Source organism: Amycolatopsis sp. NPDC004169, from assembly GCF_040610315.1.
GTDB lineage: Bacteria > Actinomycetota > Actinomycetes > Mycobacteriales > Pseudonocardiaceae > Amycolatopsis.
Window position 1 is genome coordinate 42,859 of record NZ_JBEXMD010000052.1, and the last position, 21,952, is coordinate 64,810.

Genomic DNA, 21,952 nt, shown 5'->3' on the forward strand with positions numbered 1-21,952 from the left:
CTGAGTCTAGGCGGCGGGTCCGACAGTTCGAGCCCCCATCGGTTGTGACGCTGGGTGCTGAGCGCGTCACAACGACGAGGTCAGGCGCCTTCGATCTGCGGCGGCTCAGCCCGTTTCGCCGGCTTCCGGTACACGACGACCCCGCCCCAGAACGCCAGTCCGTTGATCTTCACCGTCGGCGCGGTCGGCGGTGCGGGCGGCGCGCCCGACTTGTCCTCCAGGGTGAACCCGCCCATCAGGCCGATGCCCGTCACGTCCACGTTGATGTCGTCCGGCACCGTGATCTGGATGCCGCCCATGATCGCGACCGCGGTGATCGTGCAGTGGCGGTCGGCGAAGCGGGCCTGGCGGAGGTCGATCTCCGCGCCGCCCCAGAACGCCAGGCTGTTGTGCTGCGGGGGCAGGACCCAGCTGCCCTTGCGGACCGCTCCCGACAGCACGCCGATCGACACCGGGCTGCCCGGGTGGCCGCCGATCCGCTGGTCCGGGAACCCGAGCGCCCGGGTGGTGGCCGGCTCGACGGCCGCGGACGACGAGGGCAGGTCCGCCGTCACCGGTTTGAGTTCTCCCAGCGTCTTCGCCGCGTAGACCGTGGTGAGCCGCTCTTCCAGTTCGTTGACGGTGATCCGCCCCTCCGCGAGGGCGTTGTGCAGCACCTGGGCGACGCGTTCACGGTCCGCGTCGGAGGCCCGCATCTGGTCGGGCGTCAGTTCGCTCACCCGGCGCAGCTTATCGGCGAAAACCACCCTGCGTGTCCATCTTCCGGAGGACACTGGCCGCATGGTCGAGTTTCCGGACGGCACCCGCGTGCACGGGCGTGGCCTCGGCCGCCCCCGCCCCGACGAACCCACCCCCGACTTCGGGCTCTACCTGGGCACGAGCCGGCTGCGGCGCAAGCACGGCGGGGGCATCACCTGGCCGCACGAGTGGATCACCTGGCCCGACTTCCTGCTGCCCACCAACCCCGCGGACGCCCGCGAGAAGATCAAAGCCCTCCACGAACGGGCGAAGACCCAAAAGGTGGAAGTCGCCTGCTACGGAGGCGCGGGCCGGACCGGCACGGTGATGGCCTGCCTGGCGGTCCTCTCCGGTGTCCCGGCCGAGGAAGCCGTGACCTGGGTCCGGGCGAACTACCACGAGCGGGCCGTCGAAACACCCTGGCAGCGCGGCTGGGTGAAGAGCTTCGCGAAACAGCTAGATTGACGCGCATGGATGTGCACGTCGTCGACCACCCCCTCGCGAAGGCCCGGCTCTCCACGATGCGCGACGCGCGCACCGACAGCGCCGCGTTCCGGGCCGCGCTGCACGAGCTGACCGTCATGCTGGTCTACGAAGCCACGCGCGATGTTCCGGTGAAGATCGAGAAGATTCACACGCCGGTCGCCCGCACCGACGGCTTCAAGCTGGCCAAGCCGCCGCTGCTGGTGCCGGTCCTGCGCGCCGGGCTGGGCATGGCCGACCAGGCACACAAGCTGATCCCGGACGCGCAGATGGGCTTCGTCGGCCTGGCGCGCGACGAGGAGACGCTGAAGCCGACGCCGTACCTGGAATCGCTGCCGGAGTCGCTCGCCGACCGGCCGGTGCTGGTGCTCGACCCGATGCTCGCCACCGGCGGCTCGATGGAGTACACGATCCGGCTGCTCACCGACCGCGGCGCCGACGACGTCACGGCGATCTGCGCGCTGGCGGCGCCGGAGGGCCTGGCGCACCTGGAGAAGACCGGGCTGCCGGTCCGGGTGGTCACGGCGAGCATCGACGAGCGCCTCAACGACTCGGGCTTCATCGTGCCGGGCCTCGGCGACGCGGGTGACCGCCAGTACGGCGCCGTCTGAGCCGGTACCGGTGCTGAAGCGGCGGTGGACCGCCGTCGCGGTCACCGGGGCGCTGTCTTCGAGGACGGCGAACACGAGGAACTCGACCTCGCGGACGCGCGGTTCCCCGAGGCCGGGTAGCGCAACGTCCGGGCCCGTGCCGGCCACTGAGAGGTGTGACCAGCCAAGCGACGGGGGCGCCGGTGGGCGACCGCGCTCTGTGGGACCGGGCGGCCGAGGGTGACCAAGCGGCCTTCACCGAGCTCTTCGAGCGGTACGCCGAGGCCGTCTGGAACCACGCCTACCGGCTGACCGGCTCGTGGGTCGGCGCCGAAGACCTCACCTCCACCACCTTCCTGACCGCCTGGCGCCGGCGCGCCGACGTCACGCTGGTGCGCGACAGCGCGCTGCCGTGGCTCTACACCGTCGCCGGCAACGCGGCCCGGGACGAGTACCGCAGCGCGCGGAGACGGCTGCGGCTGTTGCGGAAGGTGCCGGACCCGCCGGTCGTGTCCGACCACGCCGACGCCGTGGCCGAGCGGCTCGACGGCGAGCGGCGGCTGCGCGAGGTGGTCGAGGCCGTCCGGACGCTGCCGAAGGCCCAGCGGGAGGTCGTCGAGCTGTGCCTGCTGGCCGAGGTGAGCGCCGCCGACGCCGCGGCGCTGCTGGCCGTCGCCGAGGTCACCGTCCGCGCCCACCTGTCCCGGGCCCGCGCCCGGCTGCGCACGCTGCTGGAGGAGAAATGAGCGACGACTTCGGGCTGCCACTCCGGCGGAAGCTGCCGGACGACGTCCGGGCGCGGTTGCGGGCGGAGCTGCGCCGGGGCATGGGGAAGCGGCGTCCATCCCGCGTCCGGTACGTCGCCGCCGCAGCGGCCGTCGTGGTGCTGGCCGCCGGGGCGGTCGTCGCGACGCAGGTGCTCCGGCAGCCCGCCGACGTCGCCCCCGCCCCGACGGCCGACGGGGGGTTGACCCTGGACACCCGGGTGGCGACGGCCGCGCTCGACCGCTGCTGGGCGGCTCTGCAAGCGGCGGGCAAGTCGGCGGACGGGGGCTACGTGCCCCCGCGCGAGGAATGGGTCCCGCTGTTCACCCGGACCGCCGGCGCGGACTCGGTGGTCGCACTGACCGCGGCGAGCAAGCCGATGTTCTGCGAGACGACCGAAACGACCGTGACGCTGTCGGATCCGGCCGCCGCGCCGGCCACGGTGCCCGGGGTGAACTTCCAGCTGCTGTTCCACAGCGCCACGGGCGTGGTCGGCGGGCTCCTCGGGCCCGGCGCGGAGGGCGCTTCCCTCGAGTCGCGCACCGAGGACGGGGACGCCGCGTCGCAGGACATCCGGTTCTCCCCGGTCAGCCGCCAGTTCGTCGCGATGACCCTGACCGACCCGGCGCGGACGAAGCTCACCCTCTCGAACCCTCCGGAACAGAGGGGGGTCGAGCTGCCCGAAGCGCCGGCATCGCTGATTTCGGTCGTCGACCGGCCGGTGACCGCCGACCGGACCTCCCCGGCGGGACGGGCGCTGGGCGAGTGCCTGGCCGCCGCCGAGGAGGTGGTCCCCGACGCCGCGGGCTACGCGCCGGGGCCGTTGCTCGACGCGGACGGCTACCAGGTGGTTCCGGGCCGCCGCGGTGACCGGGTCGTGGTCTGCACGACCGAGCCCGACCACCAGCGGCCCGGGAAGAACAGGTTCCGCTTGTACCCCGATCTCACCCCACGGCCGGTGGCGCCGGTGCGGGCGTTGCGGGTGAGCACCCTGGGCGCGGTCGAAGCGGGCGGCGAGCCGGGCAAGTCGCGGACGCCGTTCGTCCTGGCGCTGCCCCTGACCGCGGCGAAGGCGGCCGTCGACTTCGGCACCGGGAGCAGCGTCGAGGCCGACGTCGTCGACGGCATGGCCTCGACCTGGATCCCGAAGGAGCGGTACGTGCCGGACGCGACCGCGCGCGTGGTGGCGCGGGACGCGACGGGCGCGGTCGTCTACGACGGGACGTTGCCGCTGCTCTGAGGCCGCAGCCAGCCGGAGGCGTTTGCGCGCAGAGCCGCTTCGTACGCGCCCGTGACGTCGAACTCCTCCGGCAGGTTGCCGGTCAGCTCCAGCGACACCAGGCCGTGGACGATGGCCCAGCAGCCGACCGCGACCGTCTCCGGCGGGACGTCGAGGAAGACGCCGTCGGCGATGGCGCGGCGGATGATCCGCTCCAGGGGTTCCAGGGTCTTGCGGGCGAGCTTCTCGGCGTCTTCGTTGGGCTCGAAGCCGGGGACGGACTTGGTGAACATGATCCCGTAGAGGTTCGGGTCGGCCAGCGCGCTCCGGCGGTAGGCGCTGCCGAGCGCGACCAGGTCCTCGACCGCGTCACCGGTCAGCGGCGTCCCGGCCATCCGGGCGCCGAACCGGCGGAAGCCCTCGGTGTAGAGGGCGTTCACCAGATCGGGTTTGCTGCCGAAGAGCGAGTACACGGCGGTGGTGGACGTCCCGGCGTCGGCGGCCAGCTTGCGCAGGGAAAGCGCCTTCGGCCCGTCGGCGGCGATCAGCTCGCCGGCCCGGTCGAGCAGCTTGAGCCGGAGCGCTTCGTCGTGCGTGCGTGGTCGCGCCATGCACCCAGCGTATCGGAACGCTGTTATGAAAGACCAGGGAGCGGATTTGACCTGGAGTGCACTCCAGGTCGTACTGTCGGGCCATGAGCTACTCGATAGCGGAAGCCGCTCGACGTAGCGGACTGTCCATCGACACTCTCCGGTACTACGAGCGCATCAAACTGCTCGACCCGCCCGCGCGGGACGCGGCGGGCCGCCGGGCCTACTCCGACGACGACCTCAACTGGCTGGGCTTCCTGACCAAGCTCCGCACCACCGGGATGCCGATCAAGAGCATGCGCGAGTACGCGTCGCTGCGCCGGCACGGGGTCGCGAGCGCGGGCCGGCGCAAGGCCCTGCTGGTGGAGCAGCGCCGGTCGGTCGCCGAGCGGATCGCCGAACTGCAGGGCTGTCTCGACATCCTCGACTACAAGATCGAGAACTACGCCCAGGTCGAGCGCAACGTGCTCGGCGTGGAACCCGGTGTGGAGGAGATTTCCGCGTGAAGAAGAGGAAGCTGGGCGACCTGGAAGTCGGTGCCCAGGGGCTCGGCTGCATGGGCATGAGCCAGGCCTACGGCGTCCGCGACAACGACGACGAGTCGATCGCGACCATCCACCGCGCGCTCGAGCTGGGCGTGACGCTGCTGGACACGGCGAACGTCTACGCCGGCGGCGTCAACGAGGAGCTGGTCGGCCGCGCGATCGCCGGCCGCCGCGACGAGGTCGTGCTCGCGACGAAGTTCGGCATCGTGTGGAACGACGGCGCGATGGGTGCCCGCGGTGACGCCGAGTACGTGAAGCAGAGCTGCGACGAGTCGCTGCGCCGGCTCGGCGTCGACCACATCGACCTGTACTACCAGCACCGCGTCGACCCGGACACCCCGATCGAGGAGACCTGGGGCGCGCTGGCTTCGCTGGTGGAGGCCGGAAAGATCCGGTACGCCGGGATTTCCGAGGCCGGCGCGGCGACGATCCGCGCCGCGCACGCGGTGCACCCGGTGACGGCGCTGCAGAGCGAGTGGTCGCTGTGGACGCGGGGGATCGAAGGCGAAATCCTTTCCACGTGCCGGGAACTCGGCATCGGGATCGTCCCGTTTTCGCCGCTGGGCCGCGGGTTCCTGACGGGCGCGGTGACGTCGATGGCCGACCTGCCCGAGGACGACATGCGCCGCGGCCTGCCCCGGTTCGCCGAGGGCAACTTCGAGCGCAACATGGCGATCGTCGAGGCACTGCGCGAGCTGGCCGCGGCCAAGGGCGTGACGGCGGGACAGCTGGCGCTGGCCTGGGTCCAGTCCCAGGGCGAGGACGTGGTGCCGATCCCGGGCACGAAGCGCCGCAAGTACCTGGAGGAGAACGTGGCCGCGGCTTCGCTGGAGCTGACGGCGGACGACCTGGCGGCGATCGCGGCGGCCGCTCCCGCGGACGCGATCGCGGGGGAGCGCTACCCGGAACGCCTCGCCCGCGCAGCCGGCCGCTGAGCCCGCACCGCGCGTGATCGAACCCCGAACTCGCGTGATCCGAGCCGTAACTCGCGTGATCCGGCCCGGCCCGGCTTCGATCACGCGAGTTACGGCCCTGATCACGCGGGTCACGCGGCTGATCACGCGAGTCCCGGCTTCGATCACGGGCCGCTGACGCGAAACTTTCACGGGAAAGCCGGGCTCTGAGGCTTTTCTGAGATCTCCGGAGCAGGCTCGGCGCCGATCATGCGATCGGTGCCGAGCTTCAGGAGGTCGTCGTGGCGGAGGAAGTGCTCGATTATCTGGTCGTCGGGGCCGGGCCGGCCGGGTTGCAGCTGGCGCAGCACCTCGGCCACGCCGGGCGCCGGTACCTCGTGCTGGAGGCCGGTTCCGCGCCCGGGCACTTCTTCGAGACCTTCCCGCGGCACCGGACCCTCATCTCCATCAACAAGAAGCACACCGGGTACGCCGATCCCGAGCTGCGCCTGCGGATGGACTGGAACTCGATCCTCGCCGAGGGCGACGTCGACCCGATCCTCTTCACCGGCTACAGCGAAAAGCTGTTCCCCGAAGCCGGAACCCTCCTCCGCTACCTCGCCGACTACGCGGCGAAGCACCAGCTGAACATCCGGTACGACACCCGGGTGACACGCATCCGCCGTGAGAACGAAACTTTCGTCCTCACCGCCGGTGACGCCGAGTACCGGGCGAACCGGCTGATCATGGCCACCGGCGTCACCAAGCCGTACATCCCGCAGTTCCCCGGCGCCGAGCTGATCGACCAGTACGTGGACGTCGACGTCGACCCGAAGAGCTTCACCGACCAGCGCGTTCTCGTGCTCGGCAAGGGAAACTCCGCCTTCGAGACGGCCGACAACCTGATCGAGCAGGCCGCCGTCGTGCACGTCGGCGGGCCGCGGCCGGTGAAGCTGGCCTGGCGCACGCACTTCGTCGGCCACCTCCGCGCCTACAACGCGGGCATCCTCGACATGTACCAGCTCAAGCTGCAGCACGCGATCCTCGACGGCGACGTGCGGGAAATCCGCAAGGACGCCGACGGCTACCACGTCAAGTTCGCCTTCGCCCGCGCCGACGAGGTCATCAAGGAGATCCGCTACGACCGCGTGATCGGCTGCACCGGATTCCGCTTCGACGCCGACCTCTTCGACGAAGACTGCCGCCCCGAGCTCACCATCGATGACCGGTTCCCGGCGCAGACGCCGAGCTGGGAGTCGGTCAACGTGCCCGGCCTCCACTTCGCCGGCACGATCACCCAGGTCCGCGACTTCAAGAAGGCCACCAGCGCCTTCATCCACGGCTTCCGCTACGGCGTCCGCGCGCTGGCCAAGGTGCTGAACGAGCGCTACCACGACGTCCCGTGGCCGCACACCGAGCTGGCCGCCAAACCGGACGCGCTGACCGAAGCCGTGATCACCCGGATCAACCGGACTTCCGCGCTGTACCAGCAGTTCGGCTTTCTCGGCGACGTCCTGGTCGTCGACGGCGACACCGCCCGCTACCTCGAAGAGGTGCCGGTCGACCGGGTGCTCGAGAACCCGCCGGACGACGCCTACGTCGTCACCCTCGATTACGGCCCGGACCACGACAAGATCGACCCGTTCGACTTCGTCGCCCGTGCCGCCCAGGACAAGGCCAACGACCACGGCGAAGGCCACTACCTGCACCCGATCGTCCGGCACTACCGCCGCGGCGAGCTCGTCGCGACCCACCACGTCACCGAGAACCTCGAGAACGAGTGGGACAAAGAGGTGCACGTCGAGCCGCTGACCGCGTTCTTCACCCGGGAGCTCTGATGCGCACGGTCGCGGAGTTCGAGGCGGCGGCCCGGCAGCGCCTCGACCCGGTGCACTACGACTACTTCGCGGGCGGCGCGCAGGACGAGATCACCGTGGCGGAGAACGAATCGGCGTTCCGCAAGCTGCGGCTGCTGCCGCGGGTGCTGCGCGGCAGCGACAAGCGCGACCTGAGCCTGACACTGCTCGGGACGCCGTCGTCGATGCCGATCCTCGTCGCGCCCACCGCTTTCCACCGGCTCGCGCACGCCGACGGCGAACTGGCCACCGCGCGGGCGGCGGCGATGGCGGGCACGATCATGATCGTCAGCATGGCCGCGACCACGGCGATCGAGGACATCGCCGCGGCCGCCCGCGAGGTCGCGCCGGACCCCGGCCTGTGGTTCCAGCTCTACCTGCAGCCGGATCTGGAGTTCACCGAGGCGATCGTGCGCCGGGCCGAGAACGCGGGCGTGAAGGCGTTCGTCGTCACGGTCGACTCGCCGGTGCTCGGCCGCCGCGAGCGCGACGACCGCAACGGCTTCCACGACCTGCCGCCGGGGCTGGTCGTGGAGAACTTGCGCAACATCGGGGAAAACCGCAGCGGCGGCAATGTCAGCCATGTTCGCGAGATCGTCATGTCGGCCGGGCTGAACTGGGACCACATCGCGTGGCTGCGGGGCAAGACCAAGCTGCCGGTGCTGATCAAGGGCGTGCTGCACGCCGAGGACGCGCGCCTGGCGGTGCACCACGGCGTCGCCGGGATCGTCGTCTCGAACCACGGCGGCCGCCAGCTCGACACCGTGCCCGCGACCGTCGACGTCCTCCCCGAGATCGCCGCGGCGGTCGGCAAGGCGATCCCGGTGCTGCTCGACGGCGGGCTCCGGCGGGGCACCGACGTCGTGAAAGCGCTCGCCCTCGGCGCGGACGCGGTCGGCGTCGGCCGCCCGGTCGTGTGGGGCCTGGCCGCGGGCGGCCGCGAAGGCGTCACGCAGGTCCTGGAGCTGCTGCGCGACGACTTCGACCAGGCCCTCGCGATGTGCGGTGGCCGGCACCCGGCCGACCTGACCCCGGACCAGGTGCGGCGATGATCGGCAAGGTGCTCGCCTGGCTGCCGGAGCGCGTGGTGGCGCTGCGGATGCGGATCTTCGCGCTGGTCAACGGCCAGGACGTGGTGACGGTCCCGGGGCCGCAGGTCGGCGCCGCGGACTTCAAGCGCGTCTACGCCGACCCGGCGGCGAACGGCCGCAGCCGGGGCGCCGCGCTGTCCGACCTGTTCTGGTACTGGCTGTCGCCGGGGGCCGAAGTGCACCAGGAACACCTGGAAGCCGGGCCGCGCTACGACGAGGTCGCCAAGTGCACCCGCCACATCCTGGTCAAGTCCAAAAAGGACTCCGAAGAGCTGGCCCGGCGCGTGGCAGGCCACGTCCTGGACGGCGTCCGCCCGGGGCTCGTCCGGCTGCGTGACGAGATGATGCCGATCTGGGCCGAGCTGTACTACGAGCTGGTGTTCGACGAGCCGTGCCCGCCCGAGGCGCGCGACCTGATCGTGGCGCACGCGGACGACGTCGCCTCGGCGCTGAAGTGCGTGCGGCCGCGGAACATGCGCCGCCGGGCCCGGCTGACGAAGTACCTCAGGCAGCGGCTCGCCGACGTCCCGCACCCGCTCCCGGAGTCACTGACCCCCGAGGAGCAGGCCTACTACCTGCAGGGCACCTTCTTCACCACCGCCGTCGTGCAGATGTCGGAGGCGATGGCGCACCTGCTGATGATCATCGCGCAGGACGAAGGCAGCCAGCAGCGGCTCGCCGACCACCCGGAGGACATCGACCGCGTGATCGATGACGGCCTGCGCGCGTACCCGCTGTTCGGCATCGCGCACCGGATCTCCACCGCGGACATCGAGCTGGACCACCTGACCATCCCGGCCGGGACGGTGCTGTGCTTCAGCTACCCCGATTTCGCCGAGCAGGCCCCCAAGGAGGAGTTCATCCCGTTCGGCGTCGCGCAGAACCGCGCCTGCCCGGCGCGCGGGCTCGCGCCGCCGACCATGCGGGTCGTCGCGCAGGAAGTGCTGCGCCGCTTCGGCCTCGCCTCGACGGCCGCCCACACGCGTTCCATCCCCAACCGCGGCCCGGTGCTGCTCACCCCCCGCGGGGCCCGGCGGGGGCGCGCGCCCCTGGTGTGGCTCGCGGTCCGCGACCGCTGGGAAGACGTCTGGCGCAGCTTCGCCCAGCTCGTGTTCGGCACGTACATGGTCCTCGACGCCCGTCGCCAGGCCCTGTGTTCCACCTACTTCGCCGGAGGCAACCGATGAGCCCGTCCGAAGCGGCACCGGTCTTCTTCCTCGCCGTCGTGGTGATCCTCGTGGTGGCCCGGCTGGTCTGCCTGGCCGCGGTCCGGCTCGGCCAGCCGCCGGTCGTCGGGGAGATGATCGCCGGCGTGCTGCTCGGCCCCTCACTGCTGGGGCTGCTGCTGCCGGGCGTCCAGACGGCGCTGTTCCCGGACGGGATCCGGCCGCTGCTCTACGTCGGCGGCCAGATCGGCCTGGTGATCTACATGTTCGGCGCCGGCTACGAGTTCGACCCCCGCAGCATCCGGCAGTCGCGGAAGTCCGTCGCGGCCGTCTCAGCGGCCGGGACGCTGGTGCCGCTTCTGCTCGGCATCGGGGTCGCGGTCGTCGGCATGTCGTGGGTCGGCATCGGCAAGGACGGCGTTTCGCCGGCGACGTCGGCGGCTTTCGTCGGGGTCGCGCTGGCGATCACGGCGTTCCCGATGCTGGCGCGGATCATCACCGAACGCGGGATCGCCGGGACGAAGTTCGGCTCACTGGCCCTGGCCTGCGGCGCGCTCGACGACGTCCTGGCCTGGCTGCTGCTGGCGGTCGTGCTGGGAATGCACGCCGGGTCGGCCGGGCCGATCGCGCTCGCTTTGGGTGGCGGTGTCCTGTTCGCCGGGCTGGTGTTCATCGTCGGGCGGCGGCTGCTGGCGAGGGCGATGCGCAGCGAGCGGATGGGGCTCGACCAGCGGGTGCTCGTCACCGCGATGACGTTGTTCGCCGCTGCCTGGTTCACCGATGTGATCGGCCTGTACGCGGTGTTCGGCGCGTTCTGCGTGGGCATCGCGTTCCCCCGGACGCCGGCCGCCGACGCCGTGCTCGCGAAGATCATGCCGATCGGCCGGATCGTGTTCCTGCCGCTGTTCTTCACCTATTCCGGCCTGAACACCCGGTTCGCCCTGCTCGCCGACCCGAAGCTGCTCGCCTTCGCGGTGCTGTGCGTGGTGGTCGCGATCATCGGCAAGCTGGGCGCGTCCTGGGGCGCGGCCCGGCTGGCGGGGGAGCCGCAGGCCATCGCGACGCGCGTCGGCGTGCTGGTCAACGCCCGCGGGCTGATGCAGCTGATCGCGCTGAACGTCGGCCTCGCCGCCGGGATCGTCTCGCCGGCGTTGTTCACCGTGCTGGTGCTCGTCGCGCTGGTCACCACCATCATGACCGCGCCGGCGCTGGGCTGGCTCGACCGCCGCGATGCCCGCAGGGGGAGCACCGACGTACTCCTGACGGCCGAACCTGTACCGCTGACCGGGAAAAGTTGATTATTCAAGTTCGGAAATAACTGTCAAGATGGATCGGTGCGCGACGGGGTGGCGAAACCGAAGGTGCTGCTGGTCGAAGACGACCGCGAACTGGCGGGCATGCTGGGGGAGCTGCTCACCGACGAAGGCTACGAGACCGAAGCGGTGCACGACGGCCAGCGCGGCCTGCACCTCGGGCTCACCGGACGGTACGACGTGATGGTCATCGACCGGCGGCTGCCGGTGCTCGACGGGCTGGAGCTGCTGCGGCAGCTGCGGGCCCGCGCGGTCACCACGCGGGTGCTGGTGCTCTCGGCGCTGGGCGAGGTGGCCGACCGCGTGGCCGGCCTGGACGCCGGTGCGGACGACTACCTCGTCAAGCCGTTCGAGGCCGAGGAGCTGCTCGCGCGGCTGCGCGCGCTGGGCCGCCGTGACCTCGAAGGCGCCGAGTGCCTGCCGCTCGGCACGGCGGCGCTCGACCTGCGGCGTCACGAGGTCGTGCTGCCGCGCGGCGAGCGGATCACGCTGTCCGGGCGGGAGTTCGAGCTGCTGCGGACGCTGGCGCAGCGGCCGAAGGCGATCCACCCGCGGGCGGCCCTGCGCACGCGCGTGTTCGCCGACACCACCGGAGAGTCCATTGTGGACACATACGTCTACTACCTGCGGCGCAAGCTCGGCCGGGACGCCGTGCGGACCGTGCACGGCCTGGGGTACCAGATCGGCGTGGTATGAGCCCCGAACCCGAGGAACGGGCCCTGCGGCGGGCGCGGTGGGTGATCACCGCGCAGATCGCCGTGGTGGTGTCGCTGCTGGTGGCCGTCGCGGGCGCGATCGCGTACGGCATCCTGCTGTCCGGCCAGCACGCCGACGCCGACCGGCTGCTGGCCAGGACCATCCAGCTCGGCCCGGGCGCGACCCCGCCCGGCTGCGTCTGGCTGTTCACGCCGGGGGCGCAGGCGCCGCCCGGGCCGCCGCCCGCCGGGATGCCGATCCCCGAACTGAACGCACTCGTGCCCGCGCCGGGTGACGTCCACACCGAACGCCGGTCGATCGAAGGGATGACGTACACGTTCCGGGTGGAGAACCACGGCGGCGTCGTCTCCCAGGCGTTCTTCGAGGAGCGCTACCAGATCCAGGACCGCGCGTCGCTGGTCTTCGGGCTCGGCGTCGCCGAGGTGCTGGCGCTGCTGGCGGCCCTGGGGTGCGGGCGGGTGCTGGCGCGCCGGGCGATCCGGCCGCTGGAGGACGCGCTGCGGCGGCAGCGGACGTTCGTCGCGGACGCGTCCCACGAGCTCCGGGCGCCGTTGACCCGGCTGCACACGCGCGCGCAGCTGCTGGCCCGCCGCTCGTCCGGCCGCGACGCGGCGGAACTCGACCACCTGGTCCGCGGCACGCGGGAACTCGGCGAGGTCGTCGAGGACCTGCTGCTGTCGGCCCAGGCGTGCGGCGAGCGGCCGGCGCTGGAGCTGGTCGAGCTGGGCGTGCTGGCCGAGGAGGCGGTGGCGGCGGAGGCGGTGCGCGCTTCGGAGGGCCAAGTCCGCCTGGCGGTGACCCGCGAGCGGCGGCCGTACGTGGTCCAGGGCGTCCCGACGGCGTTGCGCCGCGTGCTGTCGGCGTTGCTGGACAACGCGCTCGGCCACACACCACCGGGTGGGTCGATCGAGGTGTGGCTCGGTGTCCCCGACTCGCGGTACGTGGAGCTGAGGGTCCGCGACACCGGAGCGGGCTTCCCGCCGGCCGACGCGGAACGCATCTTCGAGCGGTTCGCCCGAGGCTCCGACGGCGACGGCCGCCGTTTCGGCATCGGCTTGGCGCTGGTCCGCGAAGTGGTGACGGGCCACGGCGGAACGATCGCCGCAGCGGCCCGCCCCGGAGCCGGAGCCACGTTCACCCTCCGCCTCCTCCGCGCCGACCCCTCGTGACCCAACCCGCAACCCACGTGATCAGAGGCAGATCTCGCGTGATTGGAGGCGGATCTCGCGTGATTGAGCGGGCATCTCGCGTGATCCGGCGGGCATCAGCGTGATGCCTCCCCGATCACGCGAGATGCCCCTCTGATCACGCGAGTTACGCGCTCAATCACGCGAGTTACGCGCTCGATCACGCGAGATCCGCGCTCGATCACGCGGGTTACGCCAGGAGGGCTTGGACTGCTGCGGGGGCGTCGGCGACTGCTACCGGGTTTTGCTCGCGTGTTGCCAGGCTGCGGACCGTGACGTTGCCCGCCGCCCAGTCCTCCTGGCCGACGATCACCACCGCGGCCGCGCCCGCCTTGTCGGCGCGGGTCAGCTCCTTGCCGAGCTTGCGGTGGTCGATCGGGGTCGACGTCCGCAGCCCCGCGGCGCGCAGCGACGAAGCGACCGACCGGGCCGCGTCGAAGAGGTCCTCGGTCACCGGGATCACCATCACGTCGACCTCGTTGCGCGGGGCCGGGGTCAGGCCGTGCGTGTCGAGGAAGTCCATCAGCGTCACGTCGCCCATGCCGAACCCGATGCCCGGGATCTGCTGCGGGGTGAACATCGACGCCAGGTCGCTGTAGCGGCCGCCGCCGAACAGCGCCCGGCGGTTCTGCGGCGAGGTGTCGAAGACCTCGAACACGGTCGACGTGTAGTACGCCAGCCCGCGCACGATCAGCGGCTCGTACTTGACCAGCGAACCGGCGCTGCTGTTCAGCACCTTCACCAGGTTCGACTGCTCCCGCACCGCGGCCGGAATCTCGTCGAGCAGGGCTTCGCCCATCGCGAGCGTCTCGGCCAGCTTCTCGAACTGCTTGTCCGAGAGCCCGATCTCCGCGGCGCTCTCGGCCAGCTTCTCGCGCGGGTACTTCTCCCAGCGGTCGACCAGCGCGAACACCTGGCTCAGGTGGTCCGCCGACACCCCGGCGACGTCGGTGAGCGCCGACGTCAGCAGGTTGCGGTCGTTGACGCGCAGCACGAACATGTCCGGCGTCGCGCCCAGCGCGGCCATCATGTCGTGCACCAGCTCGAAGATCTCGATTTCGCAGTTGGCGCTGTCCGAGCCGAAGATGTCCGCGTTGATCTGCCAGTGCTCGCGCACGCGGCCGCGCTGCGGCGCCTCGTACCGGTGGCAGTTCGGGTGGCTGTACCAGCGGACCGGGAACGACAGCGACTTCGCGCTCCCGGCGATCATCCGCGCGACCGACGGCGTCATCTCGGGCCGCAGCGCCAGCCGCCGCCCGCCCTTGTCGGTCAGCGTGTACAGCTGCTTGTCCGCGATCTCCTGGCCGGACTTGCGCTCGTAGATCTCGGCCGACTCGAGGATCGGGCCGTCGTAGCGGAGGAAGCCGCGGCGCTCCAGGACGTCGTAGAGATGACCGAACACCTGGGTACGCACGGACATTTCGGCGGGCAGGAAGTCCCGGGTCCCCTTGTAGGGCGCGGTCGGCAGGTATTCAGGCACGTCACCAGCTTAACGACCGGCCGCGACCGGGTTTTCAGGGGAAGGCCACGCCGTACGCGGTGAGCAGCACCGCCGCGGCCAGCAGCACCGCGCCCACGGACGTCACGCGCCCGCCGAGCTTGCCCGGGTTCGGCAGCAGGTGGAGGAAGAAACCACCCGATTGGGCAAGGATGCCGAACAGCAGGAGGAAGCAGGCGATCCACAACGCCGGGTCCGGCAGCGTCGTGCGGCTCAGGATCTGCAGCGCGACCAGTGCGAGGACCAGCAGGACGCCGGCGTGCGCGTGGCCGGCGCGGAACATCGTGCGCTGGTGCTCGGTCAGCTTGCGGTCGCGCATGACACCCATCAGCGCGTAGCCGCCGTACATCACGGTCGGCAGCGAGACCAGCGCGATCACCGTGAACAGCTGGGTGGGTCCGTGCATCGGGGAGCTCCTTCGAGGTGGGTGGCGCAACAGTAACACTGTTTTAAAACGCTGTCACCAAAGCAGGCATTCCCCGATCGGGGAACTAGGCGGGACGGCCCTGGGCGAGCACCAGCACGGGGTTGCGGAGCGCGGCCAGCGACGCGAGCGGGTCGCCTTCGACGACCAGGACGTCTGCCGCGAGCCCGGCTTCGAGCCGTCCGGTGACGGCACCCAGGCCCAGCCCGGCCGCGCTGTCCTCGGTCGCGATCTCCAGGATCCGGCGCCGCGGGAAGCCGAGCCACTCGTAGAGCTCCAGCGCGCCGACCGGGTCGTCGAACACCGAGCCGGGCAGGCCAGCGTCGGTCCCGGACAGCAGCCGGACGCCGTGCTCCTCCAGCCACGGCAGCCGCCCGTACATCGCCTGCGCGACGTCGTCGCCGAGCTTCTCGACGATCACCCGCCAGTTGCGGCTGCTCGTCGAGCACGCCGAGATGCCCTCGGCGGCCATCCGCTCGGCCACTTCGGCGGGGCGGTCGAACGAGCGGGGCCCGGTCAGGAAGCTGCAGTGCTCGACCGTGGAAACCCCCGCTTCGACGGCGGCCTCGATGGCCTCCGCGCCGTGGGCGTGGGCCGCCACCGGCAAGCCGTGCGACGCCGCGTGCTCGGTGACCACCCGCAGCTGCCGGGCGTCGAACTGCGACTCCCACATGTCCGCGCCGCCTTCGGTGATCTGGCCGCCGCTGGCCATCACCTTGATCACGTCCGCGCCCGCCGCCGCGTTCGCGTCGATCAGGGTGCGGATTTCGCCGTCGGAAGCCGTTGCACCGCCGAAAAAGTGGCAGTGCCCGCCCGGCACGGTGATCGGCGGCCCGGACACCAGCAGCCGCGGCGCGGGAGAACCCTCGAACGAGCGCCGGACGGCCGCGCCGAGGTGCCCGCGGTCGCCGAGGTCCCGCACGGTGGTGACGCCGCTGCGCAGCATCGCCGTCAGCCGCGCACGGGCGCCGTCCAGCAGGTCCTCGGTTCCGGTGAAGTGGGCCAGCATCTCGCGGGACGCGTCGAAGGCCAGGTGCACGTGGACGTTGAACAGGCCGGCCAGTGCGGTCCCGGTGGGGAAGTCGTGCCGGACCGCGTCCGGCGCGGCCTGCGCGGCGACGTCCGCGCGCGGGCCCGCCGCGACGATCACGCCGTCGCGCACCAGCACGGCACCGTCGTCGACCGGGGTGGCCGGCCGGGGCAGCACCCGGCCGGCGGTGATCAGCGTGTCCACGTCACTTCCCGTTCTTCATCGCGGCCGACAGCGCGAGCAGCGGCCGGACGTCGGATTCGAGGTCGTCCGCCCCGGCGGGCAGCACCTGCTTGGCCCGGCCGTCGCTGGGCTCGCCGTCGGCGTGCCGCCGCAGCGCCGTCTTCAGCGCGGCCGCCGCGGCGCCGGGATCGGTGGCGACGACCTCCCCGAAGTCCGCGTCGAGGTACGGCGAGAGCTGCACGAGGCCGTCCCGGATCTCGATCACCCGGCGGTAGTGGACCCGGTTGACGCCACCGCGCCCCCGCGGCGGGGTCCGCAGCACGATGCTGGGGAACGCCTCGACCAGGACCGTCCACAACGGAGCCAGGGCCGCGTGCTCGTGCCGGTGCTGGCGGCGCCGCCGCAACGCCGAAATGCGCGCCCGCAACCCCGGGTAGGTGACACCGGCGAGGAACAGCATCCCGCCGGCGACCACGAACGGCACGCCGAGCAGCAGCAGGACCTTGACGACCGGCCCGAACGCCCACGCCACCACGATGTACAGGGCGCGGAAGACGCTGCCGGCGGCCGCGCTCGCCATGCCGATCGCGCTCAGCCGCAGCCCGATCCGCAGGTTCCGGTCGGCCACCCGCTGGTACCGCACGATCCAGGCCGTGCAGGCGATGAGCCCGTAGATCAGGTACAGCCCGGCGCCGAGGTAGAACGCCGCGACGCCGCCGTCGTGGATCGTCGAGGGCCCCAGTGGCAGGCCGCGCAGCTCCGGCGGGGTCAGGGCCATCGCGACGACCATCAGCGCGATCGCCACGGCCAGCGGGACCAGTTCGGCCGCCACCCGGCGGTACCGGCGCGGGCCCAGCGCCGAGCCGAGGAAGAAGATGACCAGCGCGCAGAGGCCGCACGCCAGCAGCGCGTTGTTCGCCACCCGCGCCGCGCCCAGGCCCAGCAGTGCGTCGACCTCGTCGGAAACCACGGTCTGCTGCAGCAGGAACGCGGCCGCGAACCCGGCAACGCACGCGGTGACGGCCCAGTTCGGCACGGTCGGCGCGCGCGTCACCTGGTAGATCCGCCACGCGAGCGCGGCGGCGAACAGCACCAGCGCGATCAGGTTCACGGGGCTGAGAAGTGTGCTCACAACCACCCTTGGTGATCCCCGAGCGCTCCCTGGATCCGGCGGAGATCCCGGTCAGCGGCGCGCCGGGGGATCGTGTAGTTCAGGACCGACGCCCATTCGAGGATGATCGTCGCGACCGTTTCGGCTTCCCACTCGTGGGCGTCATCGTAGGACGAGCGGCGCAGCGCGCGGTGCACGGCATCCGGGTCGAGATCGGGAGCCGGGCCGCGGAGGAAGTCCGCCGGCTCGGCGTCGCCGTGCGGGTGGTGGTCGGCCAGCATGTGCCCGAGTTCGTGCAGGATGATGTGGTCCTGGTGCGACTTCGTCGTTTCCGCCTGGTAGAAGATGTAGTCGGCGGACGCCGTCGCGATCCAGCAGCCGAACGGCCCCGGCACCTCGAGCGGGTACGCCAGCAGCCGGATCGGCTTGCCGCGCCGCTCGCCGAGCCGCGCGCACAGCACCTCGACGTCCAGCGGCGGCCCGATGTCCAGGTCCTTGAGCAGCTTCCGGCAGCGGCGGCGCAGCTCGCGCTCCTTCATCGCGGGGCGTCCTCCGGGCTCCGGCCCTCGCGCTCGGCCCGCTCGTAGCGTTCGACGAGCTCGAGCAGGTCCATCACCTGACGGCGGCCTTGCGGCGAGAGCTCCTGGGCCCGCATCGCCATCAGCTGGGCCTCACCGCCGGGTGCCGCGGCCGCCTCTTCGTCGAAGAAGTACGTCACCGGCACGCCGAACAGCCTCGCCAGCGCCTCGACGTAGTGGATCTTCGGGTTGACCCGCTTGCCCGTGGCGAGCTGTTGCAGGTAGGCCGGCGACATCGCCGGGCCGCCCGCCCGCTCGACGGCGGCCGAGATCTCCCGGTAGCTGTGCGGTGTGCGGCCGTCCACCCGGGCGGCCTCGATCAGGGCGCTCAGGCGCTCCGCGAAGGTGCGTTCCCGTGCCATCTCCACCCCCTGGGAATCCAGCCGCGAAAATTCTAACCGCAAACCACTGTACGCACATGTTGACAGCCGTCGTATGCAGTGGTTTACAGTTGGCTCGCCTCTCGCCTGGCTCTCCGTGCCCTGGGGGTGCACGGAACGGTTCAGGCGAGAGGTTGTCGCGCCTTCGACTCGTCATGATCGCACCGTCTGTAGTACGCTTCAGGAGCCAAGGTTGATCGCCCTCGGGCGAACCCTTGGCCACGGCCTGTTGCCGGAGGTCGACCCCCAGGGCTTCCGGTGACAGGCCCCTTTACGTTTCAGGAGCTCATCAGCGTCGCGGCCAGCGTGCCGCCCAGTTCGGTGCACGCTTCCAGGGTCTTTTTGTCCGGTTCACCCGTGCTGGTGACGGATTCCGCCGCTTTGGCCCACGCCAGGCCGGTCGTGATGGCCAGCAGCTGCCGTTCGGTGCCCGAAGTGTCGCTGTTGCCGTGAATCCAGTACCCGAACGGGCGACCTCGCGTCTCGTCCAGGCACGGGTAGTAGATCGTGTCGAAGAAGTGCTTCAGCGCGCCGCTCATGCTGCCCAGGTTCGCCGGCGTGCCCAGCAGGTAGCCGTCCGCTTCGAGGACGTCGGTGGCGGTGGCCGCCAGCGCCGCCCGGCGGACCACCTCCACCCCCTCGATGTCCGGGTGCGTCGCCCCGGCCACGACCGCTTCGAACAACGCCTGCGTCGACGGCGACGGCGTGTGGTGGACGATCAGCAGCCGCGGCATCAGGCGAGCAGTTCCTCGACGTCCCCCCGCAACGCCGTCAGCCGCTCCTGCGCCACGCCGCGGTCGTTGTCCACCACCTGCAGGTACGCCTTCAGCTTCGGCTCGGTCCCCGACGGCCGGATGACCACGCGCACGCCGTCACCGGTCAGCCGCACCACGTCGGCGTCCGGCAGCAGGTCTTCGAGGGTGACGTCGACGCCGCCGAGCCGGGCCGGTGGCATCTCCCGCACCTTCGCCATCAGCTGCCCGCGCACGGCGAGATCGGTGACCCGCAGCGAAACCTGGTCGGTCAGGTGGACGCCGTGGCGCTGCGCGAGTTCGTCCAGCACGTCCAGCGGCGTCCGGCCCTGCTTCTTGAGCTGCGCGGCGAGGCCCGCGGCGAGCGTCGCGGCGGCGATGCCGTCCTTGTCGCGCACGAAGCCCGGGTTCACGCACAGGCCGAGCGCCTCTTCGTAGGCGAACACCAGGCCCTCGCCGGCGCGCACCAGCCACTTGAAGCCGGTCAGCGTCTCGGCGTACCGGGCGCCTTCGGCCTTCGCGATCTCACCCAGCATCGACGAAGACACGATCGTGGTGGCCACCAGCGGGTCCGGCAGCACCGTGCGATCCACAGTGGACAGGACGTACGAGCCGAGCAGCACGCCGGTCTCGTCGCCGCGCAGCATCCGCCAGCTCCCGTCGCGCTCGCGGACGCCGAGCGCGCACCGGTCGGCGTCCGGGTCGAGCGCGATCGCCAGGTCGGCGTCCACATCGGACGCCAGGGCCAGCAGCAGGTCCGTCGCGCCCGGTTCCTCGGGGTTCGGGAACGACACGGTCGGGAAGTCCGGGTCCGGCGTGGTCTGGGCGCCGACCAGGTGCAGGTCGGTGAACCCGGCCCGCTCGAACGCCGCGCGCAGCGTGTCGGCGCCGACGCCGTGCAGCGCCGTCGCGGCCACGCGCACCGCGCGCTCCGAGCCCAGCGGCAGCGTCGCGACCTCGTCGAGGTAGCGGTCCAGCAGGTCGACGACCTCGGCGCCGGCCGCCCGCGGCACGTCGGCGGCGGACGGCGCGGCCTCGATGGCGCGCTCGATCTCGCCGTCGGACGGCGGGACGATCTGGCCGCCGGTGGCGTCGTAGAGCTTGTACCCGTTGTCCGCCGGGGGGTTGTGGGACGCGGTGATCTGGATCCCGGCCACCGCGCCGAGCCGCCCGACGGCGAACGCGAGCACCGGCGTCGGCAGCGGGCGGGGGAACACCTTGACGTCGAACCCGGCCGCGGTCAGCACCTCCGCGGTGGCCGTGGCGAAGGCTTCCGAGCCGTGCCGCGCGTCGCGGCCGACGACGACCAGCGCACCGGCGTGCCCGTGTGCCTTCAGCCATTCCGCGACCCCGGCCGTCGTGCGGGTGACGACGGCGACGTTCATCCCGTTCGGCCCGGCGCGCACCGGGCCGCGCAGGCCGGCCGTGCCGAATTCCAGCGGCCCGGCCAGCCGGTCGGCGAGGTCTTCGGCGGCCGAAGGGTCGCCGTCGGCGCGGGCCAGGACCGCCTCGAGCTCGGCGCGGGTGGCGGGGTCCGGATCGGCGGCGATCCAGCGGGAAGCGGTGTCACGCAGGGTGGAATCCGATGTCACCGCGCCAGCCTACGGGCTATGGTCGGGTAGGTGCGCTTACTCTTCACCTCACTGGGGTCCTTCGGCCACACCTTCCCGCTCGTCCCGCTGGCGGTCGCCGCGCGCGAGGCGGGCCACGACGTCGTCTTCGCCACCTCGGAAGACTTCCTGCCACAGCTGACCAAGGCCGGGCTCGACGCGGCGGCCGCCGGGCTCGCCATCAAGGACGCGTTCGGCCAGGCGTTCGCCGAGACGTTCGGCGACGCGGGGCCGCCCGGCCCGCCGGGGGACATCCCGCGGGAGGTGCTGTTCCCGGTCGTCGCGAAGGTCTTCGGCGAGCTGATGCCGAAGCGGTTCCTCGCCGACCTGCTGCCGCTGTTCGAGCACGTCCGCCCCGATCTGGTGGTCAGCGAGGCGGGCAATTCGGGCGGCGCGTTCGCCGCGTTCAAGGCCGGGATCCCGGTGGTGGCGCACGGTTTCGGCCGCGTGTCGACCGGCGACCCGATGACCGACAGGATCCGGGACGCGATCCGCGAGCACGGCGCTTCGCTGGGCATCGAGGTCGGCGAGGACCTGGCGTTCGGCGGCCCGTTCGTCGACATCTGCCCGGAGTCGGTGCAGGACGCGGACTTCCTGGCGCGCACCCACCGCGTGCCGCTGCGCCCGGTCGGCTGGAGCGAGCCGGGCGAGCTGCCGCCGGGCGTGCTCGACAAGCGGCGTCCGCTGGTGTACCTGACGCTGGGCACCGCGATGGGCCACGCGGGCGTGCTCACCGAGGCCATCGCCGGACTGTCCGGTTTGGACGTCGACGTCCTGGTCGCCACCGGCCCGTCGCTGCCCGAGGGCGCGCTGGGCGAGGTCCCGGAGAACGTCCGGCTCGAGGCGTGGGTCCCGCAGGCGGCGCTGCTCCCGCACGTCGACCTGGTGGTCCACCACGGCGGCAGCGGCACGACGCTCGGTGCGTTCGGCGCGGCCCTCCCGCAGCTGCTGCTCCCGCAGGGCGCGGACCAGTTCACCAACGCCGAAGCGGTGCACGAGGCCGGCGTCGGCGACCGCCTGCTCGGCGCCGACGTCACCGCCGAAGCCGTCGCCGCCAAGGCCCGCCACCTCCTCACGGACACCGCGGTCCGCGACGCGGCCAGGACCTTGGCCGCCGAGGTCGCGGCCATGCCGTCCCCGGCCGAGGTCGCCGCCGAACTCCCGGCCCTGGTCTGAGTTCCGGCTCCGATCACGCGAGTTCCGGCTTGGATCACGTACGTACGTGATCCAAGC

Annotated in this window: 23 protein-coding genes; 13 read left to right on the plus strand and 10 right to left on the minus strand. The window is 71.8% G+C overall.

All coding sequences use genetic code 11. The features are described from left to right. Positions 1-80 precede the first annotated feature (80 nt). Complete coding sequence (locus tag ABZX11_RS42130; protein WP_176177950.1) at positions 81-695, minus strand: DUF1707 domain-containing protein; 615 nt, start codon at positions 693-695, stop codon at positions 81-83. Between the two features lie 85 nt (positions 696-780). Between ABZX11_RS42130 and ABZX11_RS42135 the strand changes: the two genes are divergently transcribed. The 4 genes from ABZX11_RS42135 to ABZX11_RS42150 all read left to right on the plus strand — a co-directional run bounded on the left by ABZX11_RS42135 (position 781) and on the right by ABZX11_RS42150 (position 3,816). Next, positions 781-1,203: a protein-tyrosine phosphatase family protein gene (locus tag ABZX11_RS42135; protein WP_354924085.1), complete on the plus strand. Its 423-nt coding sequence runs from the start codon at positions 781-783 to the stop codon at positions 1,201-1,203. Positions 1,204-1,208: 5 nt separating this feature from the next. Then, positions 1,209-1,832 carry a uracil phosphoribosyltransferase gene (gene upp, locus ABZX11_RS42140; protein WP_176173124.1) on the plus strand — a complete coding sequence of 208 codons (624 nt, stop codon included), beginning with the start codon at positions 1,209-1,211 and terminating at the stop codon, positions 1,830-1,832. A gap of 155 nt (positions 1,833-1,987) precedes the next feature. Then, a complete protein-coding gene (locus ABZX11_RS42145; RefSeq protein ID WP_354924087.1) occupies positions 1,988-2,557 on the plus strand; it encodes an RNA polymerase sigma factor in 570 nt (189 codons plus the stop codon). Then, positions 2,554-3,816 (plus strand): hypothetical protein, encoded by a 1,263-nt coding sequence (locus tag ABZX11_RS42150; protein ID WP_354924089.1) that lies wholly within the window; start codon positions 2,554-2,556, stop codon positions 3,814-3,816. Before ABZX11_RS42145 ends, ABZX11_RS42150 begins: the two co-directional genes overlap by 4 nt. Here the strand turns inward: ABZX11_RS42150 and ABZX11_RS42155 are convergent. Beyond that, positions 3,789-4,406: a TetR/AcrR family transcriptional regulator gene (locus tag ABZX11_RS42155; protein WP_176173121.1), complete on the minus strand. Its 618-nt coding sequence runs from the start codon at positions 4,404-4,406 to the stop codon at positions 3,789-3,791. The genes ABZX11_RS42150 and ABZX11_RS42155 overlap by 28 nt on opposite strands. 83 nt (positions 4,407-4,489) lie before the next feature. On the opposite strand from ABZX11_RS42155, the gene ABZX11_RS42160 reads away from it, so the two are divergent. The 8 genes from ABZX11_RS42160 to ABZX11_RS42195 all read left to right on the plus strand — a co-directional run bounded on the left by ABZX11_RS42160 (position 4,490) and on the right by ABZX11_RS42195 (position 13,135). Continuing rightward, entirely contained in the window at positions 4,490-4,891 is a 402-nt protein-coding gene (locus tag ABZX11_RS42160) for a MerR family transcriptional regulator (protein WP_176173120.1), read from the plus strand. A 50-nt stretch (positions 4,892-4,941) separates the two neighbouring features. Then, entirely contained in the window at positions 4,942-5,865 is a 924-nt protein-coding gene (locus ABZX11_RS42165; RefSeq protein ID WP_354924113.1) for an aldo/keto reductase, read from the plus strand. Between the two features lie 260 nt (positions 5,866-6,125). Continuing rightward, a complete protein-coding gene (locus tag ABZX11_RS42170) occupies positions 6,126-7,661 on the plus strand; it encodes an NAD(P)-binding domain-containing protein (protein ID WP_354924092.1) in 1,536 nt (511 codons plus the stop codon). Further along, a complete protein-coding gene (locus ABZX11_RS42175) occupies positions 7,661-8,731 on the plus strand; it encodes an alpha-hydroxy acid oxidase (RefSeq protein WP_354924094.1) in 1,071 nt (356 codons plus the stop codon). Before ABZX11_RS42170 ends, ABZX11_RS42175 begins: the two co-directional genes overlap by 1 nt. Continuing rightward, on the plus strand, positions 8,728-9,957 hold the full coding sequence (locus tag ABZX11_RS42180) for a cytochrome P450 (RefSeq protein ID WP_354924096.1): 1,230 nt from the start codon (positions 8,728-8,730) through the stop codon (positions 9,955-9,957). The genes ABZX11_RS42175 and ABZX11_RS42180 overlap by 4 nt, the downstream gene beginning before the upstream one ends. After that, the gene (locus ABZX11_RS42185; protein ID WP_176173116.1) at positions 9,954-11,234 is read left to right on the plus strand and encodes a cation:proton antiporter; all 1,281 of its coding nucleotides are present in this window, start codon (positions 9,954-9,956) and stop codon (positions 11,232-11,234) included. Before ABZX11_RS42180 ends, ABZX11_RS42185 begins: the two co-directional genes overlap by 4 nt. Positions 11,235-11,297: 63 nt before the next feature. After that, complete coding sequence (locus ABZX11_RS42190) at positions 11,298-11,945, plus strand: response regulator transcription factor (RefSeq protein WP_176177949.1); 648 nt, start codon at positions 11,298-11,300, stop codon at positions 11,943-11,945. Further along, positions 11,942-13,135 (plus strand): HAMP domain-containing sensor histidine kinase, encoded by a 1,194-nt coding sequence (locus ABZX11_RS42195; RefSeq protein WP_176173115.1) that lies wholly within the window; start codon positions 11,942-11,944, stop codon positions 13,133-13,135. Before ABZX11_RS42190 ends, ABZX11_RS42195 begins: the two co-directional genes overlap by 4 nt. Before the next feature lie 208 nt (positions 13,136-13,343). Here the strand turns inward: ABZX11_RS42195 and hisS are convergent, their stop codons facing one another. From hisS to ABZX11_RS42235, 8 genes are all read right to left on the minus strand, one after another. Next, positions 13,344-14,633, minus strand: coding sequence for a histidine--tRNA ligase (hisS, locus tag ABZX11_RS42200; protein WP_354924098.1), 1,290 nt, complete (start codon positions 14,631-14,633; stop codon positions 13,344-13,346). A gap of 34 nt (positions 14,634-14,667) precedes the next feature. Continuing rightward, the gene (locus tag ABZX11_RS42205) at positions 14,668-15,057 is read right to left on the minus strand and encodes a hypothetical protein (RefSeq protein ID WP_176173113.1); all 390 of its coding nucleotides are present in this window, start codon (positions 15,055-15,057) and stop codon (positions 14,668-14,670) included. An 85-nt stretch (positions 15,058-15,142) separates the two neighbouring features. Continuing rightward, on the minus strand, positions 15,143-16,309 hold the full coding sequence (locus ABZX11_RS42210; RefSeq protein ID WP_354924101.1) for an amidohydrolase family protein: 1,167 nt from the start codon (positions 16,307-16,309) through the stop codon (positions 15,143-15,145). A gap of 1 nt (position 16,310) precedes the next feature. Beyond that, a complete protein-coding gene (locus ABZX11_RS42215) occupies positions 16,311-17,420 on the minus strand; it encodes an MAB_1171c family putative transporter (RefSeq protein WP_176173111.1) in 1,110 nt (369 codons plus the stop codon). Continuing rightward, positions 17,417-17,938, minus strand: a complete 522-nt coding sequence (locus tag ABZX11_RS42220) for a hypothetical protein (RefSeq protein ID WP_176173110.1) — start codon at positions 17,936-17,938, stop codon at positions 17,417-17,419. The genes ABZX11_RS42215 and ABZX11_RS42220 overlap by 4 nt, the downstream gene beginning before the upstream one ends. Beyond that, positions 17,935-18,339, minus strand: coding sequence for an XRE family transcriptional regulator (locus ABZX11_RS42225; RefSeq protein WP_354924103.1), 405 nt, complete (start codon positions 18,337-18,339; stop codon positions 17,935-17,937). The genes ABZX11_RS42220 and ABZX11_RS42225 overlap by 4 nt, the downstream gene beginning before the upstream one ends. Positions 18,340-18,635: 296 nt before the next feature. Next, the gene (locus ABZX11_RS42230) at positions 18,636-19,091 is read right to left on the minus strand and encodes an NAD(P)H-dependent oxidoreductase (protein WP_176173108.1); all 456 of its coding nucleotides are present in this window, start codon (positions 19,089-19,091) and stop codon (positions 18,636-18,638) included. Further along, positions 19,091-20,701 carry a phospho-sugar mutase gene (locus ABZX11_RS42235; RefSeq protein ID WP_354924105.1) on the minus strand — a complete coding sequence of 537 codons (1,611 nt, stop codon included), beginning with the start codon at positions 20,699-20,701 and terminating at the stop codon, positions 19,091-19,093. Before ABZX11_RS42235 ends, ABZX11_RS42230 begins: the two co-directional genes overlap by 1 nt. Positions 20,702-20,731: 30 nt before the next feature. On the opposite strand from ABZX11_RS42235, the gene ABZX11_RS42240 reads away from it, so the two are divergent. Then, positions 20,732-21,895 (plus strand): glycosyltransferase, encoded by a 1,164-nt coding sequence (locus tag ABZX11_RS42240; protein WP_354924107.1) that lies wholly within the window; start codon positions 20,732-20,734, stop codon positions 21,893-21,895. The last annotated feature ends 57 nt before the right edge of the window (positions 21,896-21,952 follow it).

Coding starts and splice junctions, on each gene's coding strand:
- ABZX11_RS42130 (WP_176177950.1), bottom strand. CDS start 695: ATGCGGGCCTCCGACGCGGACCGTGAACGCGTCGCCCAGGTGCTGCAC.
- ABZX11_RS42135 (WP_354924085.1), top strand. CDS start 781: ATGGTCGAGTTTCCGGACGGCACCCGCGTGCACGGGCGTGGCCTCGGC.
- upp (WP_176173124.1), top strand. CDS start 1,209: ATGGATGTGCACGTCGTCGACCACCCCCTCGCGAAGGCCCGGCTCTCC.
- ABZX11_RS42150 (WP_354924089.1), top strand. CDS start 2,554: ATGAGCGACGACTTCGGGCTGCCACTCCGGCGGAAGCTGCCGGACGAC.
- ABZX11_RS42155 (WP_176173121.1), bottom strand. CDS start 4,406: ATGGCGCGACCACGCACGCACGACGAAGCGCTCCGGCTCAAGCTGCTC.
- ABZX11_RS42160 (WP_176173120.1), top strand. CDS start 4,490: ATGAGCTACTCGATAGCGGAAGCCGCTCGACGTAGCGGACTGTCCATC.
- ABZX11_RS42165 (WP_354924113.1), top strand. CDS start 4,942: ATGGGCATGAGCCAGGCCTACGGCGTCCGCGACAACGACGACGAGTCG.
- ABZX11_RS42175 (WP_354924094.1), top strand. CDS start 7,661: ATGCGCACGGTCGCGGAGTTCGAGGCGGCGGCCCGGCAGCGCCTCGAC.
- ABZX11_RS42180 (WP_354924096.1), top strand. CDS start 8,728: ATGATCGGCAAGGTGCTCGCCTGGCTGCCGGAGCGCGTGGTGGCGCTG.
- ABZX11_RS42185 (WP_176173116.1), top strand. CDS start 9,954: ATGAGCCCGTCCGAAGCGGCACCGGTCTTCTTCCTCGCCGTCGTGGTG.
- ABZX11_RS42195 (WP_176173115.1), top strand. CDS start 11,942: ATGAGCCCCGAACCCGAGGAACGGGCCCTGCGGCGGGCGCGGTGGGTG.
- ABZX11_RS42205 (WP_176173113.1), bottom strand. CDS start 15,057: ATGCACGGACCCACCCAGCTGTTCACGGTGATCGCGCTGGTCTCGCTG.
- ABZX11_RS42220 (WP_176173110.1), bottom strand. CDS start 17,938: ATGAAGGAGCGCGAGCTGCGCCGCCGCTGCCGGAAGCTGCTCAAGGAC.
- ABZX11_RS42225 (WP_354924103.1), bottom strand. CDS start 18,339: ATGGCACGGGAACGCACCTTCGCGGAGCGCCTGAGCGCCCTGATCGAG.
- ABZX11_RS42230 (WP_176173108.1), bottom strand. CDS start 19,091: ATGCCGCGGCTGCTGATCGTCCACCACACGCCGTCGCCGTCGACGCAG.